Raw genomic sequence first — 17069 nt, 5'->3', positions numbered from 1 at the left:
TTCCTCTGTTTTCAGCGATCCGGCCGCAGTCAGAAACGAATGCAATTCTCTTGCCGAAGCGCTCCCCACTCACAATTGTTTCATGCTTCAAATGATCGCGCAATATGCCTCGCTATGGGCTATATTGAAGCAGACTGGTTGGACTGCCAGCCCGGGAATTGATTCACCATGAGCAATGACTCCTTCTTCTCCGATCTCCTCGCATCCATCTCGGAACGCGGACGCACTCTGCTGCGGCTCGGTCCCGCATCTGTCGATCCCAAACAGAACGCATCGGACTTGATCGAACTCTGTACGGAGCTGTTGTCAGGACGCGGCGAAGCGTCCGGCACGGTCCTCGCGCGCGGCGTGCTCGATCGCTACAAGAGTCTCGACGAGGCCGGTCGCCTCACCTTCTTCGAAAACCTCGCACAGAATTACGGTCCCGATCGTGACAAGCTTGAGAAGGCCATCGAAGCATGGCGTGCCAAGCCGACCGGCGACGTCTCCGGCGAATTGCATTTCGCATCCGAACCGCAGCGGCAGGAACTGTTTCGCCGGCTGAACCGCGCGCCGAACGCGACGAGCGAACTCGTGAAGATGCGTGAAGATCTTCTCGATCTGAAGAATGGTAACAAAGACCTCAACGCCGTCGATCGCGACGTCGTTCATCTCTTGGCATCGTGGTTCAACAGGGGATTTCTGGTGCTGCGCAAGATCGACTGGTCCACGCCCGCCAATGTGCTCGAAAAAGTCATCAAATATGAAGCGGTGCATGAGATCCACGACTGGGACGATCTGCGCCGCCGCATCGATCCCGTCGATCGCCGCTGCTACGCGTTCTTCCACCCTGCCCTTGTCGATGAACCGCTGATCTTCGTCGAGGTCGCCCTCACCGAAACCATTCCGGGCGCCATCGCGCCGCTGCTCGCCGTCGATCGCCAGCCGGTGCCGATCGAGCGCGCGCGCACCGCGGTGTTCTATTCGATCTCCAACTGCCAACGCGGTCTCGGCGGCATTTCGTTCGGCAACTTCCTGATCAAGCAGGTGGTCGAGGAACTGCGCCGCGAATTGCCGAAGCTCGATACGTTCGTGACACTGTCGCCGGTGCCGGGTTTCATGAAGTGGCTCAAGAAGGCCGATGACCTCAACCTGTCCAATGAGGATCAAGCGCTGGTCGACATGCTCGCCGATCCGCTATGGGTCAACGACACGGCACTGACGGCGCAGCTCAAACCGGTGATGGAGCAGCTCGCCGCGCATTACTTCCTGAGAGCCAAGAGCCCACGCGGCGGCCCGATCGATTCCGTTGCCCGCTTCCATCTCGGCAATGGCGCACGGCTCGAGCGCATCGACTGGCTCGGCGACACCTCAGCCAAGGGCCTGCGCGAGTCCGCCAGTCTGATGGTGAACTATCTGTATCGTCTCGACGATATCGAGAAGAACCACGAAGCCTATGCCGACCATTACGAGATCGCGGCATCGAGCGCGGTGAAGAAGCTGCTGAAGAGTGAAAGCGGCGGTGGCCTGCGTTTGCTGGACAGCATGCGGTTGTCGCGGGCGGAGTGACGAACTTCACCTCTCCCCGCTTGCGGGGAGAGGTCGACTGAAACGCGCGAAGCGCGTGGAAGTCGGGTGAGGGGGACTCTCCACCTGCTCAGCTCTCGGAGAGTCCCCCTCACCCGTCGCGGACTTCGTCCGCGCCACCCTCTCCCCGCAAGCGGGGCGAGGGGCATCCCTCACTTACAAGGCTTGCTGTCCTTCACATTGAACTTGCTCATGGCGCCGCCGATGACGAAGTCATTATAGTCCAGCATCAGCGACCGCGAGACGCCGTTCTCATAGAGCTCGAACGACATCGCATAGACCGGGGTCTGCTCACCGCCGTCGGACGATTTGGCTGACTTGTCGTAATAGCTGACGGTGACCGGCCAGCGCGTCAGCTTCTTCATGCCGTCATCGCCGGTCGAGGGATCGGGCTCGTTGACCTTGCGATCCCCCGGGATCGCCTGCCCGATCACCGTGAGCGTGCTGTAGACTTTCTCGCCTGTATCCGACCCGTCATAGACATTCAGTTCCAGCACCGACTTGCCTTCGCGTGCGGCGGCGATGATGCGGTGGATCTGCTCGGTCGGAAATACGGTGGAGCCCTCCAGCGTGAAGGTCTTCGCCACCGGCTGCTTCAGCTTGACGGTGACGTGATCGCCCTCCCGCTCCGCCATGCCGTCAACGGCGCTGGCATCGCCATCATTCATGCGGGTGTCGATCTTGAACCGATAACTCTTGCCGTCGCCGGCTTCCCAGCTGGTGGAGCGCAGATCGCTCAGCGTGGTCTTGTCCTCGCCGCTGTTGAGCTCCGAGACCTGACGGAAATCCGACGTGTAGCCTTCGCAGGCGCTGCCGGTAAAGTTATAGAGGATGCGGCCGCTGGCGCTGTTGACGCTGGCATTGCCGCGCGACTTCAACAGCTTCAGCTCATACAGCGCCTGATGCGCCACGAACGGCGTGCCCGCAGCAGGCGGAGCCGCGAATGCCGACACCGGCGCCGCAAAGGCCGCTATGGTCAGTGCCAGCGAGGCAGCCTGGAATCGCGAAACGGAGGAAATGCGGCGCATGGGTTTTCCCTAGATTCTGGAACTACAACAATAGAGAGCGTCCTATTGCGTCGCAACTACGGCCGCGCCGGATTCGCACTGCGCAAATGCCACATTCTGCAGCAAATCTTGCCAGAACCGCACTATTGCGGGGCGGCCCGGCGTCGCCGGATCGTCACTTGCGCGGCGACGCGGTATGGGTGAAACAGACGGTGCCTGAACCCTTTGGGGAGTTTTGTTCGGGCACTTCATCAATCATTTGGGGAATCATAATGGCAGGCACTGTCGAGCAGAAACTTGCGGATCTGGGGGTCAAGCTTCACGAGCCCATCAGCCCCGTGGCGAATTATGTCGGCTTCGTCCGCACGGGCAATCTGCTGTTCGTCTCCGGTCAGATCTGCAAGGACGCGAACGGCCAGCTGATCGCCAAGGGCAAGCTCGGCGCCAGCGTGACCATCGAACAGGGCGTCAATGCCGCCCGCGTTTGCGCGATCAACCTGCTCGCTCAGGTCAAGGCTGCCCTCGGCGATCTCGACAAGGTTGCACGCGTCGTCCGCCTCGGCGGCTTCGTCAATTCGACGCCGGATTTCATCGACGCACCGACCGTCATCAACGGCGCCTCGGATCTGATGGTCGCAGCCTTCGGCGACAAGGGCCGTCACTCCCGCGCCGCTGTCGGCGTCGCTGCGCTCCCCGCCGATTGCGCGGTCGAGGTCGACGCGGTGTTTGAAGTCATCTAGCTTTTCGTTTTGACGCGTTTTCTTCACGCGAACCGGTATCCACTTCGCTTGAAAACGCTCTGATGCAGGACAATCCCGATGCGCGCACCTGACTGGCTCATCGCCCGGCCGGTCGCGCATCGTGGCCTGCACGACCCTGCCCGCGGCATTGTCGAGAACATGCCCGGCGCCATGCACGCCGCCATATCAGGCAATTTCAGCATCGAGACCGATGTGCAGCTCACCGCCGACGGCGAGGCGATGGTGCATCATGACGATGAACTCGGCCGCCTGACCGAGGGCTCCGGCCCCTTGCGCGCGAAGACCTCCACCGAACTCAAGAAAATTGCCTTCAAGGACACGCCGGAGCGCATGATGACGCTCGGCGATCTGCTCGCTCTGATCGATGGCCGCGTCGGGCTCGTGATCGAGATCAAGAGCCATTTCGACGGCGACCGCAAACTGGTCACCCGCGTCGCCGAGATTCTCAAAACCTATCGCGGACCGATTGCCTGGATGTCGTTCGATCCCGATCAGGTTCTTGCGATGCGCGAAATCGCCCCCGAGATCCCGCGCGGTATCACCGCCCAGCGCACCTATGACGACGGCGAATGGCTGACGCTGACGCAGGCCCAGCGCGACGGCATGCGCCATCTCCGCCACGCCTTCCGCACCCGCCCGCATTTCGTCTCCTATTGGGTCAAGGAACTGCCGGCCCCAGCGCCCTGGATCGCGCGCAACCTGTTCGGCTGCGCGCTCCTGACCTGGACCGTGCGCACGCCGGAACAGCGCGCCATCACCGCCCGCTATGCCGACCAGATGACGTTCGAAGGCTTCGTGCCGTAACCTGAAGGCGTTGCGGCCGGGACTTGAACTGTCCGGCGCGATGCACAATCTTAGGAGCGGTCACCGCGACGGTTGATCGCATATGACCGGTTCAAGTGATTGATGACGTCATCGGAAATTACGCTCGAAGCAGTGGCGTCCATCAGCCAGATTCCGGCCACGGACTGGGATGCCTGTGCCACCGGCCATGCCGATCTCGGTGGCATTGAGAGCCTCGATACGCTGGCCCCGGCGGCCAATGGTTGCGCCTCGAAGCCCACTTACAACCCGTTCGTGTCCCACGCCTTTTTCACGGCTGTCGAAAAATCGAACTCGGCCTGCGCCCGCACCGGCTGGGGACCGCGACATCTGATCGCCAAGAGCGAGGGCCGCATCGTCGGTGTCGTGCCCTGCTATCTGAAGTCGCACTCGCAGGGCGAATACGTTTTCGACCGCGGCTGGGCCGATGCCTATGAGCGCGCCGGCGGGCAATATTACCCGAAGCTGCAGGCCTCGGTTCCGTTCACGCCCGCCACCGGCCCGCGCCTGCTGATCCGCGACGGCGTCGATGTGGAACGCGTCGGCGCGGCGCTGGCCGGCGGCCTCGTCGGTCTCTGCGAGGCCACCGATGCATCGTCCGTCCATGTCACTTTCGCGCGCGAAAGCGAATGGCAATTTCTCGCCGCGCGCGGCTTCCTGCAGCGCACCGACCAGCAGTTTCATTTCCGCAATGACGGCTACGCCACCTTTGACGATTTCCTGGCAACGCTGAATTCGCGCCATCGTAAGGCGATCAAGCGCGAGCGCCGCGATGCGCTGGCCAATGGCATCACCATTCACCCCCTCACCGGCGGCGACATCACCGAGGATGCGTGGGACGCGTTCTTCGCCTTCTATATGGAGACCGGCTCGCGCAAATGGGGACGCCCCTATCTGACACGCGAGTTTTATGCGCTGATCGCCGAGAGCATGAGCAACGATGTCGCGCTGATCATGGCCAGGCGCGATGGCAAGTGGATCGCCGGCGCCATCAATTTCATTGGTTCGGACACGCTGTTCGGCCGCCACTGGGGCGCCATCGAGCATCACCCGTTTCTGCATTTCGAGGTCTGCTACTATCAGGCCATCGACTTCGCGATCCGCCGCGGGTTGAAGACCGTCGAGGCCGGCGCGCAAGGCGAACACAAGATCGCACGGGGCTATCTGCCGCAAACCACCTATTCGGCGCATTACATCGCCGATCGCGGACTGCGTCAGGCCGTCGGTGAATATCTTCAGCGCGAGCGCGAATATGTCGCGGAGGCCGTCCGCGAATTGACCGAGGCCGGCCCGTTCAGGAAGGGCGACGAGCAGGATTAAGCCGTCTTGACCGGCTCCCCTCTGGCGGCGACAGTCGCCCAAACTTGCGCCGAAATTCTCCGGAGGATTCCATGACCGCGTATGACCCGAACAACATCTTCGCCAAGATCCTGCGCGGCGAATTCCCCTGCTACAAGGTCTATGAGAACGACCACGTGCTGGCGTTCCTCGACATCATGCCGCGCTCCCCCGGCCATACGCTGGTGATCCCCAAGGCGCCCGCGCGCAACATCTTCGACATCACGCCTGACGACTACGCCCATGTGATCCGCGCCGCCCACAAGATCGCCGCTGCCTGCAAACAGGCCTTCAAGGCCGACGGCATGACCGTCGCGCAATATTCGGAAGCGGCCGGCGGCCAGGTGGTGTTTCACCTGCACATGCATGTGATGCCGCGCCACGACAATGTCGGCCTGCTGCCGCCGGCATCACGCAAGGAAGACCCGAAGGTGCTGGAAGACAACGCGACGAAACTGATCGCGGCACTGGCGGCGCTGTAGGCTACGCACCGGCCGTGCGCTCCCTCTCCCCGCTCTGCGCGGGGAGAGGGGTGGGGTGAGGGGCAAGGCACACAGCCAATCGCAATAGTGATCTATCGGATCGCTGCCTGCGGCTTCAAATTACCGACCCGAGAGCGTTTACTCGCGTCAACGTCGTGCACAGCCCCTCACCCGCCGCGAAGACGCGGCGACCTCTCCCCGCAAAGAGCGGGGAGAGGTTAAGTCCCCTACTCCGTCTGAAAGTCGCCCGGCTGCGGCGGGGCCAGCGGTGTGAACTCGCAGCGGTCGGGCTTCACATCCAGCAGCGGCGTCTCGTCGAGGCAATCGAGCCCGCGCACCAGCACGGTCGATCCCTCGATCCCCACCAGCTTCACCATGGATGTGCCGAGCGGATTGGGCCGCACCGGTGTGCGCAACGAGAAGATACCGCGCGCATTGCCGTCGTTTTTCGGACTCTGCAGCACGAGGTCGCGGCGTGACAGATGCAGCCAGTAGATCACTTCGAGATGCTTGTAGAGGTCGAGGTCCTTCAGCCCCGGCACCCATGGCTCGAAGATCTCTAGCCGGCACACCGGGCCGTCATGGCGGCCCTGCCGCGGCGTTTCCAGCCGCGACGTCCAGGGCGTGCGGATGCGCCCGATATAGACCAGGCCCGCATGGTTCGGCTTCGGTGCATCGACGGCGAGTTCGCCGGCGCGGATTTCACTTTCACGAACCATTGCCCACCATTCTGATCAATCCAGCGAGATATTCTGCGCCTTGATCACCTTCGACCACCGGGCCCGGTCTTCGTCAACGAATTCGTTGATCTCCTTGACGCTCTTCGGTCGCAGTACGGGGAAGCCGATCTTTTCTAGCGATGCGCGGAACGTATTGTCGTTCAAGGCGCGGTCCATGCTGGCCATCACGGTCTTCACGACATCATCCGGCAGTTTCGACGATCCCGCCAGACCGAACCAGACGCCGACCTGATAATCCGGATATCCGCTCTCGATGACGGTCGGCACGTCAGGCAGATCAGGGCTACGTTCTTTCGAGCTGACACCGAGCGGCCGCAGCAACCCGGCCTTCACCGGCGGCAGCGCCGTTGAGAGCGTATCGAACATCACCTGGATATTGCCGGAGAGGAGATCGGTCAGCGCCGGCCCCGCACCCTTGTAGGGCACATGGGTCATCTCGACGCCGGCGATCTGCTTGAACATCTCGCCCGCCAGGTGAATCGTGCCGCCGGTGCCGGCCGATCCGAAATTCAGCTTGCCGGGATTGGCCTTCGCGTAAGCCACGAACTCCTTCACCGTCTTGGCCGGCACGGACGGATGCACTTCCATCACGACGGGCAGATCGGTCACCACCGTCAGCATCCGCAGATCCTTCTGCGGATCGTAGGACAGCTTTTTGTAGAGCAGCGGATTGAGCACCATGATGGACGCAGCAGTGACAAACAGCGTGTAGCCATCGGGCTCTGCACGCGTCACCATTTCGGCGGCGATGGCACCCTGCGCGCCCGGCTTGTTCTCGACGATCGTCGTTTGCTTGAGGTCGCGGCCGAGATAATCCGCCACGAGACGCGCGAGCACGTCGGTCGGCCCGCCGGCTGCATAGGGCACCACGAGCTTGATCGTGCGCGTCGGATATTCCGCCGCACGGGCGAGCGGCGCGGCAAAACCCAGCGCAGCGATAACGATGCCGGTTATCAAGGCAGAACTTGCGCGCAATCTCATATCGGCTCCCGACCCCTATTTTTAAGTTGAGCGGAGACTATCGCGTTCACGCAGTCATACAAGGCCGATACAGCCTGACGCTGTCGTCTATCAACCGAGGATGTATTTGCCGGTGACCATCACCAGCTCGCCGCATGCGACGCCGAGAAAGATCGAGCGCCTGAAAGCAACGAAGACGACGAGGCCGACAGCCACCGCGCCATAGCGCAACGGCGGCGGAATACTCGCCAGCGCGCCGGGCGGCACGACAAGAATTTGCGCAATGACACCGGCGAGGATCGCGGTGGCCACCGCCCTCACCCAGATCAGGATCTCGGACTCTTCGTCGACGCCGCCGCCGAGCCACAGGCCGAGCATGCGCCAGACTTCATTGGGCAGGAAACCCGCCAGCAGCAGTACGAGCAACGCATGCCAGTCGCCGATGAAGTCGCTCACCGCCGCCTCCAGCGATGCACGCCATAGGCGATCGTCCCGGCCGAGACGCCGGAGATCAGAATATCGACGCCGGTGTTGAAGAGCGACACGACAGGAAACAGCGCGAGACCGAGCACGAGCGCCACGACATCGGCGAGCTGCTTGCAGTTGCGCGCCGTCGACAGCAGAAATGCCAGCGGCGTCAGCAACAGGATCGCCGCGCCGAACAGCGGCGGCAGATTGGCCGCGAGATGATAGCCGATGAAGGTCGCGGTCAGCGACGACAACACAAGTCCGAGGCCGAGGCCGTTGACGAAGGCGATGCGCCGCTCGCGCGGGACCAGCGGCATCAGCCGGAAGCATTCCACCCACAGCGTCACGGCGATGAAATGCGACGGCAAGATCAGTTGCCGCTTTTTGGTCTCCGGCATGCGCAGCATCGGCAGCACCGACACCACCATGGGAAACAGACGGATCGCGCTCACGGTGACCGCGAGCGCCGCCTGGATCACTGTGGCGCCGGAGCCGAGTGCGACGAGAAGAATAATCTGTGCGGGGCCGGCCCAGACGAACAATGTGCTCGCCAGCGCCCAGAACAGGCTGAAATGCGTGTCATGGGCCAGCGCACCGATGCCGATATAGGTCGCGAACAGTACCAGCGTCAGGATGGTCGTAGTGATCGACCGCATGCCGTAAAGGAAGGCCGCCGCACTGCCCTGCCATCTCGGTGAATCCAGTGCAGGAAGTGACACGTGGGTTTGTTTCTTCTTGGTTGATCCGGCCTGTCATAGGCTGCCGAAAGCCGCCGGCGTCAAGAGGCGCCAATGCATGGGGTGCCAGCAGTCACGCTCTGCCGTTGCGCAGCACCAGACAGCCCTGCCCGGCCCGGCGGATTTTGCCGCAGAGATCGTTGGCCTCGTCACGCGTGTCGGTCCCGATCCGCACCTGATAGAAGGTTCGCGTACCACGGCTTCGGAACAGCGAACTCAGCAGGTTGGGATCGCGTTCGCCGACCACCGTGCGCAAGCGCAGCATCACGCGTGCATAGGACATCAAAGCACGATCACGATTGAAGCCTGCCGCCAGTTGCACACCCCATGGCCGTGCTTCGCCGAGCTTCACGCGCGCTTCCAATTGCGTAACGAAGGGATTGGGCGCGCGCTGCAGCAGTGCCATCAGCTCGCGGCAGTTCGACGTCGCGGCACGCGGCGGCGTCTTGCCGTTGCGGCCCGCAGCCTGCCAGTCCTCGACCGTCGCGCCGGTGATCGCGGAGACGTAGTTGCGGGTCTCGCCGGGCATGTATCCCTTGCCGTCGAGCCAGTCCTGCACACGGCGCGGTCCTGCATTATAGGCCGCAGCCGCGAGGCCGAGATTGCCGAACTGGTTGCGCAGCTCGCTGAGAAACTCTGCCGATTTCGGCAGCGCCTGCACCGGATCGAACGGATCGAGCAGACGCCGCTCATTGGCCGTGCCCGGCATGAATTGCGCGATGCCCTGCGCGCGCTGGCCATTGCGCGTCACGGGACCGACGGCATCGGGCTGAAACCGGCTCTCCTGCCAGATCACGCGGGCGAAGAACTCCAGCGGCAGGTCGTTGGCCCGCGCAGCGGACTCGATCATCAGACACATCGACTCGCGGGCGCCGCTGTCCCGAGCCAGATTGGGCTTCTCCGGAGTCGTCATTGGCATCATCCGGTCCGCGCCGGGCTTCGCCAGTTCGCTGACCGGGAGCTCTTCGGCGCGCACGCCCGCGACCGGCGCAAGCAACAGCGCCGCGAGGCAAATTATCCGGCCGATGATGCTTCCGAACGCCATGCCTGATCCCGCGCGGATTCCCCGCGCCTTGACAGCGGGACCCCAGCAGCTAGCTATGAATGAAAGACGGCAAAAGCGGGAGTGCAAACAATGGCCGAGGCGCGCGACGATACATCCGGCTTTGCCAGCGACGACGATGTTCCGATCCAGTATATGGCCCGCACCCGCGCCTATTATCAGGCGATCGGCTACGACGTTCCCTATCGCTGGGCCCATCACGTCGACGCGCCGTTCCAGCCGCTGAAGAAGCCGCTGGCGCAGTCACGCGTCGCCATCGTCACCACCGCAGCCCCCTTCGATCCCGCCAAGGGCGATCAGGGTCCAGGCGCGCTCTATAACGGCGGCGCCAAGTTCTATCAGGTCTATGACGGCGATACGTCGGTCGATCATGACCTGCGCATCTCGCACATCGCCTATGATCGCGTGCACACGAGGGCGGACGACAGCGGCACCTGGTTTCCACTGCCCGCGCTGCGTGAACTCGCCGCATCCGGCCGCATCGGCAGTGTCGCGCCGCGGTTCTATGGCGCACCGACCAATCGCAGCCATCGCGTGACCCTTGAGACCGACGCGCCGGAGATCGTCAAGCGCGCCAAAGCCGATGGTGTCGATGTCGCCGTCCTGGTGCCGAATTGCCCGGTCTGCCACCAGACCATCAGTCTCGTCGCCCGCGAGCTGGAGGCCAATGGCATTGCCACCGTGGTAACGGGCTGCGCCAAGGACATTGTCGAACACGCTGCCGTGCCCCGTTTTCTGTTCAGCGACTTCCCCCTAGGCAATTCCGCCGGCAAGCCGCATGACAAGGCCTCGCAGGCGCAAACCCTGGAATTGGCCCTGCGCCTGCTGGAATCCGCCGTGGGTCCGCAGACCACCCTGCAGTCGCCGCAGCGCTGGGCCAGGGATGCCGTCTGGAAGCGCGACTACAACAATGTCGCTCTGCTCAGCGCCGAGGAACTGGCGCGCCGCCGGGCCGAATTCGACAAGCAGAAAGACATTGCCCGGGGACTGCGCGAAACGACGGCCTGAGGCCGATCACCCCGTCTTTCGGCGATCGCCCTTAACTTTGGTTTACGTTAAATCCGTTCAATCCGCGCGAGAGCCTTCCCCGCCGGATGGAACTGCGTACAGTCCCCGCCTGTAACCTCAGGGGGCCTCAGGACATGGACGAGCGGCGCAAGAACGTCAGAGACAAGGTGATCTACGGTGCCGTCGCGTCCAAGGACCAGAAGGCCAAGGAATGTGTCGTGCGCGACATTTCCGAGGATGGCGCCCGCATCGAATTTGGCAGCGGCGCTCGACTGCCAAAGGATGAGCTGACGCTCAACATCGCGCGAAAGGGCCGTTCGTTCCTCGCCAGGATCGTCTGGTGGCGCGACAACATCGTCGGCGTCGCCTTCACCGATCCGCCGGTGGAGAGCAAGGAAAGCTCCGACATCGAAGAGCGCCTGCGCAAGAGCGAGAAGAAAAAGCGCGAATTGCAAAAGCAGATTCAGAAACTGCTGGGTCAGTAAGGCGTTTGGCCAAATAACAAAACCGCAAACTCAGCCCTCATCCTGAGGAGCGCGCTTGCGCGCGTCTCGAAGGATGGGTGCATATGCATTCATGGTTCGAGACGGCGCCGAAGAGGCGCCTCCTCACCATGAGGACAGAGAGCGTATCCCCCAAAACAAAAACGGCCGGTGATCTCTCACCGGCCGTTTTCATTTGTTCAATCGCCCGATGGCTTACGCCTTCTCCAGCGGTCCCTTGGCCGAACCCGAGCCCTTGCCCGACTTCGGCTTCTTCGCCGCGCCGCGCTTCGCCGGCAGCTTCTCCGGCTTCGGCGTCACGGGACCATCGACGAATTCGAAGCCGATGCTTTCCTGCTCGACACCGAGCACCGCCTCGTCCTTCTTCAGGATGACGCGGACATGGCCGCCATTCTTGAGCTTGCCGAACAGCAGTTCGTCGGCCAGCGGCTTCTTGATGTGCTCCTGGATCACGCGACCCATCGGGCGCGCACCCATCTGCTCGTCATAGCCGTGCTGGATCAGCCAGGCCTTGGCGGGATCGGACAGTTCGATGGTGACGTCGCGATCTGCAAGCTGGGCTTCCAGCTGCAGCACGAACTTCTCCACCACCATGCCGATCACATCCGAATTCAGATGTGCGAAGGACACGACCGCATCGAGGCGGTTGCGGAATTCCGGCGCGAACTGCCGGTTGATCGCCTCCTGATCCTCGCCTTCCCGCTTGCCGCGGGTGAAGCCGAAGGCCGCACGCGCCATGTCGGCAGCGCCGGCATTGGTCGTCATGATCAGGATCACGTTGCGGAACGAGACCTGCTTGCCGTTATGGTCGGTCAGCCGGCCGTGATCCATCACCTGCAGCAGCACGTTGTACAGATCCGGATGCGCCTTCTCGATTTCGTCGAGCAGCACCACGCAATGCGGATGCTGGTCGACGCCATCGGTGAGCAAACCACCCTGGTCGAAGCCGACATAGCCGGGAGGCGCGCCGATCAGGCGCGACACGGTGTGCCGCTCCATATATTCGGACATGTCGAACCGGATCAGCTCGACACCCAGCGACGACGCCAGCTGCTTCGCCACTTCGGTCTTGCCGACGCCGGTGGGGCCCGAGAACAGGTAGCTGCCAATGGGCTTCTCCGGCTCGCGCAAGCCGGCACGCGCCAGCTTGATCGATGCCGCCAAGGCTTCGATCGCCTTGTCCTGCCCGAACACCACGCGCTTCAAAGTCGACTCAAGGTGCCGCAGCACCTCGGCATCGTCCTTCGACACGCTCTTGGGCGGGATCCGCGCCATGGTCGCGATCGTGGTCTCGATTTCCTTGATGCCGATTGTCTTCTTGCGCTTGCTCTCGGCCACCAGCATCTGCGCCGCACCCGACTCGTCGATCACGTCGATCGCTTTGTCCGGCAGCTTGCGGTCGTGGATGTAGCGCGACGACAGCTGCACCGCAGCCTCGATGGCCTCATTGGTGTATTTGAGCTTGTGGTAATCCTCGAAATACGGCTTGAGGCCCTTCAGGATCGAGATCGCATCTTCAACGGTAGGTTCGTTGACGTCGATCTTCTGGAAGCGGCGCACCAATGCGCGGTCCTTCTCGAAGTGCTGGCGATATTCCTTGTAGGTGGTCGAGCCCATGCAACGGATCGCCCCCGAAGCCAGCGCGGGCTTGAGCAGATTCGAGGCATCCATCGCGCCGCCCGAGGTGGCGCCGGCGCCGATCACCGTGTGGATTTCGTCGATGAACAGGATCGCATTCGGATGCGCTTCGAGTTCCTTGAGCACCTGCTTCAGGCGTTCTTCGAAGTCACCGCGATAGCGCGTCCCGGCCAGCAGCGTGCCCATGTCCAGCGAGAACACGGTGGCCGCCGACAACACTTCCGGCACGTCGCTGTCCACGATGCGCTTGGCCAGACCTTCGGCGATCGCCGTCTTGCCGACGCCGGCTTCGCCGACGAACAGCGGATTGTTCTTCTGACGGCGGCACAGAACCTGGATCGCACGGTTGATCTCGGCCGTACGCCCGATCACCGGATCGATCTTGCCGTCACGCGCCTTCTTGTTGAGGTTGACGCAATAGGTGTCGAGCGCCTCGCCCTTCTTCTTGGCGTCGTCGCCGTTCTTGGTCTCGGTCTCCTCGTCAACGCCGCGCACCGGCCGCGCCTCGGAAACGCCCGGCCGTTTGGCAATGCCGTGGCTGATGTAATTCACTGCATCATAGCGCGTCATGTCCTGCTCCTGCAGGAAATACGCGGCATGGCTTTCGCGCTCGGCGAAGATCGCGATCAGCACATTGGCGCCGGTCACTTCTTCGCGACCCGACGACTGCACATGAATGACGGCGCGCTGGATCACGCGCTGGAAACCGGCGGTCGGCTTGGCGTCATCTGCGCCATCCGTCACCAGGTTTTCGAATTCGGTTTCGAGATAATTGACCAGACTGCCGCGCAGCTTGTCGAGATCGACGCTGCACGCCCGCATCACCGCCGCGGCGTCGCTGTCATCCACCAGCGACAGCAGGAGATGCTCCAGCGTCGCATATTGGTGGTGCCGCTCGTTCGCAATCGAGAGCGCCCGATGCAGCGATTGTTCAAGGCTTTGAGAAAAAGTTGGCATTCCGCGTCCTCGTTGGCCCCCACCATCATGATCGTCGTTGCCGGGTCAGGCAACAAGAACCTTTCTCACATATAGTGATGTCTGATCGTGGTGAAAGGCTGGTTCCCGCTGCTTGTTGTGACGCGTCCGCAGAGCACGTCTGTTCATTCCAGCGCATTGTCACATGCGCTGTTGACGCAGCCGAACGACCGCGTTCGACTCACATCAGTTCAATGCAAGACCCGTTCCCAGTTTCCGGGAATTCACGCGAGGCTACTTCTTTTCCATCACGCATTGCAAAGGGTGCTGGTGCTTGCGCGCAAAATCCATCACCTGCGTCACTTTGGTTTCGGCGATCTCATAGGTGAAAACGCCGCATTCCCCAATCCCGTGATGATGAACGTGGAGCATGATCTGCGTCGCCGCCTCGGCGTCCTTCTGGAAGAACTTTTCTAGCACGTGGACGACGAATTCCATCGGCGTGTAATCGTCGTTGAGGATCAGCACGCGATACAGGTTGGGACGCTTGGTCTTGGGTTTGACCTTGGTGATGACCGAGGTGGCCGGCCCACCGGGCGCATTGGACCGGTTGTCGTCCTCTGCCATGCCACGCGGCCGCCGGCGGCGATCGTCGAGGGCGCCGGCCACAGGCATCAGGATGCCGTCAGGCATGAATTTCGAAGGTTTCTGGAACATAGCGCCTGTATAAAAGTCCCTAGCCGATATTGGCCAGCCCCGAATTGACAGCGTCCCCAGCCACGACGTGCTGCCGGACGCCTCGGGCACAGAGGCGCCCCGGGTCGCCGCATGGGTGCGACGCTGTCCGTTACAGGACCGATGGAGCCAATATGGGTTCCTATGGCCGTTCTCGCAAGCGCACTGCAAGCACCTTGAATGGCTCGCCGCGCACCCCGCCTGACGGCCCCCGGTTCGGTCAGGGTTAACCGATCGTGCTCGATTTGACCGGATAAGCAAACGAGCCATTTAACCGTCGTTCACGATAATACCGGGCGCTGACGCAGCGGCACGCCAATAGTTGGCCTTTTACCGATTTTCTGAGGACACCTTTACCACCTGTTTAGCCGCAGCCGCCGACATGACCGCCAGAAACCTACCATTGGCGGTGACAATGTTTATTCAGTCCGTGTCTAGCCAGGCAAAGCGCCTCGCATCCCGATTTGCACGCCACGACGGCGGCAATATCGCAATGACCTTCGCCGTCGCTCTGGTGCCCCTGCTCGGCTTCGTGGGCGCCGCCGTCGACTACTCCCGGACCAACGCCGCCCGCTCGGCGATGCAAGTCGCGCTCGACTCTGCAGCCTTGATGGTCTCGAAGGACCTGTCCGCCAATCCGACCATGTCGGCAGCCGATGTCACCTCGAAGGCGACCGCCTATTTCAACGCGCTGTACACCAATACGAATGCCGGCCAGATCACGGTGACAGCGAGCTACACGACCAATACCAAGAATGGCTCCACCGTCACGGTCAACGGCACGGGTGCTGTTGCAACCGATTTCATGAAGATGGTCGGTTTCCCGCAAATGGGGATTAGCAGCGGCTCGACCACGACCTGGGGCTCGACGCGCATGCGCGTTGCCATGGCGCTCGACGTCACCGGGTCGATGGGTATGGGGACCGGAAAATTGAAGGCGATGCAGGACGCAGCAACGGGCCTCATCGATACACTGAGCGCCAACTCGCGCATGACCGAGGACACCTATGTCTCGATCATTCCGTTTGCGCAGATGGTCAATGTCGGCGCGTCGAACAAGAACGCGACCTGGCTCAAATGGGACGAATATGGATCCTGCAGCAGTTCGTACTACGATACCAAAGCCGAGTGCCAAGCGGCTAACAAAACCTGGAACGCGAGCTCCAACAAGAACGCCTGGAATGGCTGCGTCACTGACCGCGATCAGCCTTACGACACCACCAACGAAGCCCCGTCGGGCACGGCACGCTATCCGGCCTACCAGTACGATGCATGCCCCGCAGCCATTCTGGGGATGACGTCGGTCTATGGTTCGACCAACAATGTTAGCAACGCTGATACGCTCAAGAAGAAGATCACCGACTTAACCGCCAACGGCGGCACCAACCAGGCTATCGGCATGGCATGGGCCTGGCGCACCTTGCAGATCGGTAGCGATCCATTTCCGGCACCGGTCAAGGATTCGAACTACAAATACACAGATGCACTTATCATCTTGTCGGACGGCATGAATACCAAGGACCGATGGTATGGTGACGGCAGTAATTGGTCGACACAGGTTGACGATCGACAGAAATTACTGTGTGCCAACATCAAGAAGCCTGACAGCAATAATCAGGCAATCGTTGTCTACACCATCCAGGTCAACACCGGCGGCGACCCGGAATCCGCAGTTCTGAAATCCTGTGCCGATGCCGGTAATTTCTTTCCTACAAGCACCAACGCCGGCATCGCCGCAGCGTTCACAGCGATCGGCAACTCGCTGAACAAGCTCCGCGTCGCCAAGTAAGACCGAGCGCGCCTTCAAACAAAAACGCCCGGCCATCAGGCCGGGCGTTTTGATTTGAAAACCGTGTCGCGTCAGCGCGCCGGGTTCATTTTGGCGACGAAGCCTTCGAACGGCTTGTAGGCCTGCTTGGCGAGATCGACATAGAGTTCGCTGATCTTGTGCGATTCAGCGACGAAGGATTCATAGGCCGACTTGGCGTATTCGGTCTGCACTTCGAGCACCTTGTCAAGCGACTGCACGCCGGACAGTTTGGTCACGAAGGCATTGCCGTCCTCAAACGACTTCTTGGTGTAGTCGCCAACCGCGACAGCGATAGCCTGTGCACCGTTCTGAAGCGTGGCCGCCGATGCGACTGCACTCTCGAACTGCTCCTTGCCGTACTGCTGGATGTCTTCGACCTTGATCACTGCAAATCCTTTCCCGGATTGGACGGGTCAGCCGCGGCCGGGTGGACCCCGGTCTGATCTGACCCGCCCATCTATCGTGCGGTGCACAATGACGTCAAGAATCCTGTGCGATGCACAATTTTTACCATTG

Annotated in this window: 17 protein-coding genes; 8 read left to right on the top strand and 9 right to left on the bottom strand. The window is 61.8% G+C overall.

Going from position 1 to position 17069, the window contains the following annotated elements:
* Window positions 1-168 precede the first annotated feature (168 nt).
* Window positions 169-1548 (top strand): malonyl-CoA decarboxylase, encoded by a 1380-nt coding sequence (locus AB8A23_RS17355; RefSeq protein ID WP_093761301.1) that lies wholly within the window; start codon window positions 169-171, stop codon window positions 1546-1548.
* A gap of 170 nt (window positions 1549-1718) precedes the next feature.
* On the opposite strand, the gene AB8A23_RS17350 is transcribed toward AB8A23_RS17355, so the two are convergent.
* Complete coding sequence (locus AB8A23_RS17350; RefSeq protein ID WP_439058782.1) at window positions 1719-2594, bottom strand: cell envelope integrity EipB family protein; 876 nt, start codon at window positions 2592-2594, stop codon at window positions 1719-1721.
* A gap of 251 nt (window positions 2595-2845) precedes the next feature.
* Between AB8A23_RS17350 and AB8A23_RS17345 the strand changes: the two genes are divergently transcribed.
* The 4 genes from AB8A23_RS17345 (at window position 2846) to AB8A23_RS17330 (ending at window position 5976) form a co-directional block, all read left to right on the top strand.
* A complete protein-coding gene (locus tag AB8A23_RS17345; protein WP_439058784.1) occupies window positions 2846-3313 on the top strand; it encodes a RidA family protein in 468 nt (155 codons plus the stop codon).
* Window positions 3314-3391: 78 nt separating this feature from the next.
* Entirely contained in the window at window positions 3392-4138 is a 747-nt protein-coding gene (locus tag AB8A23_RS17340; RefSeq protein WP_439058786.1) for a glycerophosphodiester phosphodiesterase, read from the top strand.
* A gap of 102 nt (window positions 4139-4240) precedes the next feature.
* The gene (locus AB8A23_RS17335) at window positions 4241-5476 is read left to right on the top strand and encodes a GNAT family N-acetyltransferase (RefSeq protein ID WP_439058788.1); all 1236 of its coding nucleotides are present in this window, start codon (window positions 4241-4243) and stop codon (window positions 5474-5476) included.
* Between the two features lie 71 nt (window positions 5477-5547).
* Complete coding sequence (locus AB8A23_RS17330; protein ID WP_089263737.1) at window positions 5548-5976, top strand: HIT family protein; 429 nt, start codon at window positions 5548-5550, stop codon at window positions 5974-5976.
* Window positions 5977-6203: 227 nt separating this feature from the next.
* Here AB8A23_RS17330 and tsaA read toward each other — a convergent pair whose 3' ends face one another.
* The 5 genes from tsaA to AB8A23_RS17305 form a co-directional block, all read right to left on the bottom strand.
* Window positions 6204-6695: a tRNA (N6-threonylcarbamoyladenosine(37)-N6)-methyltransferase TrmO gene (gene tsaA, locus AB8A23_RS17325; RefSeq protein WP_092144388.1), complete on the bottom strand. Its 492-nt coding sequence runs from the start codon at window positions 6693-6695 to the stop codon at window positions 6204-6206.
* Between the two features lie 15 nt (window positions 6696-6710).
* Window positions 6711-7697, bottom strand: a complete 987-nt coding sequence (locus tag AB8A23_RS17320; protein WP_439058790.1) for a Bug family tripartite tricarboxylate transporter substrate binding protein — start codon at window positions 7695-7697, stop codon at window positions 6711-6713.
* A 90-nt stretch (window positions 7698-7787) separates the two neighbouring features.
* Window positions 7788-8132 (bottom strand): AzlD domain-containing protein, encoded by a 345-nt coding sequence (locus tag AB8A23_RS17315; protein WP_120292013.1) that lies wholly within the window; start codon window positions 8130-8132, stop codon window positions 7788-7790.
* The gene (locus tag AB8A23_RS17310) at window positions 8129-8863 is read right to left on the bottom strand and encodes an AzlC family ABC transporter permease (RefSeq protein WP_315842666.1); all 735 of its coding nucleotides are present in this window, start codon (window positions 8861-8863) and stop codon (window positions 8129-8131) included. Before AB8A23_RS17310 ends, AB8A23_RS17315 begins: the two co-directional genes overlap by 4 nt.
* Before the next feature lie 91 nt (window positions 8864-8954).
* Entirely contained in the window at window positions 8955-9926 is a 972-nt protein-coding gene (locus tag AB8A23_RS17305) for a transglycosylase SLT domain-containing protein (RefSeq protein WP_439058792.1), read from the bottom strand.
* A gap of 90 nt (window positions 9927-10016) precedes the next feature.
* On the opposite strand from AB8A23_RS17305, the gene AB8A23_RS17300 reads away from it, so the two are divergent.
* Entirely contained in the window at window positions 10017-10952 is a 936-nt protein-coding gene (locus tag AB8A23_RS17300; protein WP_175368449.1) for a glycine/sarcosine/betaine reductase selenoprotein B family protein, read from the top strand.
* A gap of 134 nt (window positions 10953-11086) precedes the next feature.
* Window positions 11087-11437: a PilZ domain-containing protein gene (locus AB8A23_RS17295; RefSeq protein WP_068734400.1), complete on the top strand. Its 351-nt coding sequence runs from the start codon at window positions 11087-11089 to the stop codon at window positions 11435-11437.
* 213 nt (window positions 11438-11650) lie between these two features.
* On the opposite strand, the gene clpA is transcribed toward AB8A23_RS17295, so the two are convergent.
* Both clpA and clpS read right to left on the bottom strand, forming a co-directional pair.
* On the bottom strand, window positions 11651-14050 hold the full coding sequence (gene clpA, locus AB8A23_RS17290) for an ATP-dependent Clp protease ATP-binding subunit ClpA (RefSeq protein ID WP_089263729.1): 2400 nt from the start codon (window positions 14048-14050) through the stop codon (window positions 11651-11653).
* A gap of 252 nt (window positions 14051-14302) precedes the next feature.
* Window positions 14303-14635, bottom strand: coding sequence for an ATP-dependent Clp protease adapter ClpS (gene clpS / locus AB8A23_RS17285; RefSeq protein WP_068734422.1), 333 nt, complete (start codon window positions 14633-14635; stop codon window positions 14303-14305).
* A gap of 601 nt (window positions 14636-15236) precedes the next feature.
* Between clpS and AB8A23_RS17280 the strand changes: the two genes are divergently transcribed.
* On the top strand, window positions 15237-16532 hold the full coding sequence (locus AB8A23_RS17280) for a TadE/TadG family type IV pilus assembly protein (RefSeq protein ID WP_439058795.1): 1296 nt from the start codon (window positions 15237-15239) through the stop codon (window positions 16530-16532).
* A 71-nt stretch (window positions 16533-16603) separates the two neighbouring features.
* Here the strand turns inward: AB8A23_RS17280 and AB8A23_RS17275 are convergent, their stop codons facing one another.
* Window positions 16604-16939 (bottom strand): phasin family protein, encoded by a 336-nt coding sequence (locus tag AB8A23_RS17275; RefSeq protein WP_439058797.1) that lies wholly within the window; start codon window positions 16937-16939, stop codon window positions 16604-16606.
* Window positions 16940-17069 lie beyond the last annotated feature (130 nt).

Origin of the sequence: Tardiphaga sp. 619_E2_N8_4, from assembly GCF_051810905.1 — a bacterium.
Classification (GTDB): Bacteria; Pseudomonadota; Alphaproteobacteria; order Rhizobiales; family Xanthobacteraceae; genus Tardiphaga; species Tardiphaga robiniae.
This window is presented reverse-complemented; position numbering and strand designations above follow the sequence as displayed.

Coding starts and splice junctions, on each gene's coding strand:
- AB8A23_RS17345 (WP_439058784.1), top strand. CDS start 2,846: ATGGCAGGCACTGTCGAGCAGAAACTTGCGGATCTGGGGGTCAAGCTT.
- clpS (WP_068734422.1), bottom strand. CDS start 14,635: ATGGCAGAGGACGACAACCGGTCCAATGCGCCCGGTGGGCCGGCCACC.
- AB8A23_RS17340 (WP_439058786.1), top strand. CDS start 3,392: ATGCGCGCACCTGACTGGCTCATCGCCCGGCCGGTCGCGCATCGTGGC.
- AB8A23_RS17305 (WP_439058792.1), bottom strand. CDS start 9,926: ATGGCGTTCGGAAGCATCATCGGCCGGATAATTTGCCTCGCGGCGCTG.
- AB8A23_RS17355 (WP_093761301.1), top strand. CDS start 169: ATGAGCAATGACTCCTTCTTCTCCGATCTCCTCGCATCCATCTCGGAA.
- AB8A23_RS17295 (WP_068734400.1), top strand. CDS start 11,087: ATGGACGAGCGGCGCAAGAACGTCAGAGACAAGGTGATCTACGGTGCC.
- AB8A23_RS17350 (WP_439058782.1), bottom strand. CDS start 2,594: ATGCGCCGCATTTCCTCCGTTTCGCGATTCCAGGCTGCCTCGCTGGCA.
- AB8A23_RS17320 (WP_439058790.1), bottom strand. CDS start 7,697: ATGAGATTGCGCGCAAGTTCTGCCTTGATAACCGGCATCGTTATCGCT.
- AB8A23_RS17300 (WP_175368449.1), top strand. CDS start 10,017: ATGGCCGAGGCGCGCGACGATACATCCGGCTTTGCCAGCGACGACGAT.
- clpA (WP_089263729.1), bottom strand. CDS start 14,050: ATGCCAACTTTTTCTCAAAGCCTTGAACAATCGCTGCATCGGGCGCTC.
- AB8A23_RS17330 (WP_089263737.1), top strand. CDS start 5,548: ATGACCGCGTATGACCCGAACAACATCTTCGCCAAGATCCTGCGCGGC.
- AB8A23_RS17280 (WP_439058795.1), top strand. CDS start 15,237: ATGACCTTCGCCGTCGCTCTGGTGCCCCTGCTCGGCTTCGTGGGCGCC.
- AB8A23_RS17335 (WP_439058788.1), top strand. CDS start 4,241: ATGACGTCATCGGAAATTACGCTCGAAGCAGTGGCGTCCATCAGCCAG.
- tsaA (WP_092144388.1), bottom strand. CDS start 6,695: ATGGTTCGTGAAAGTGAAATCCGCGCCGGCGAACTCGCCGTCGATGCA.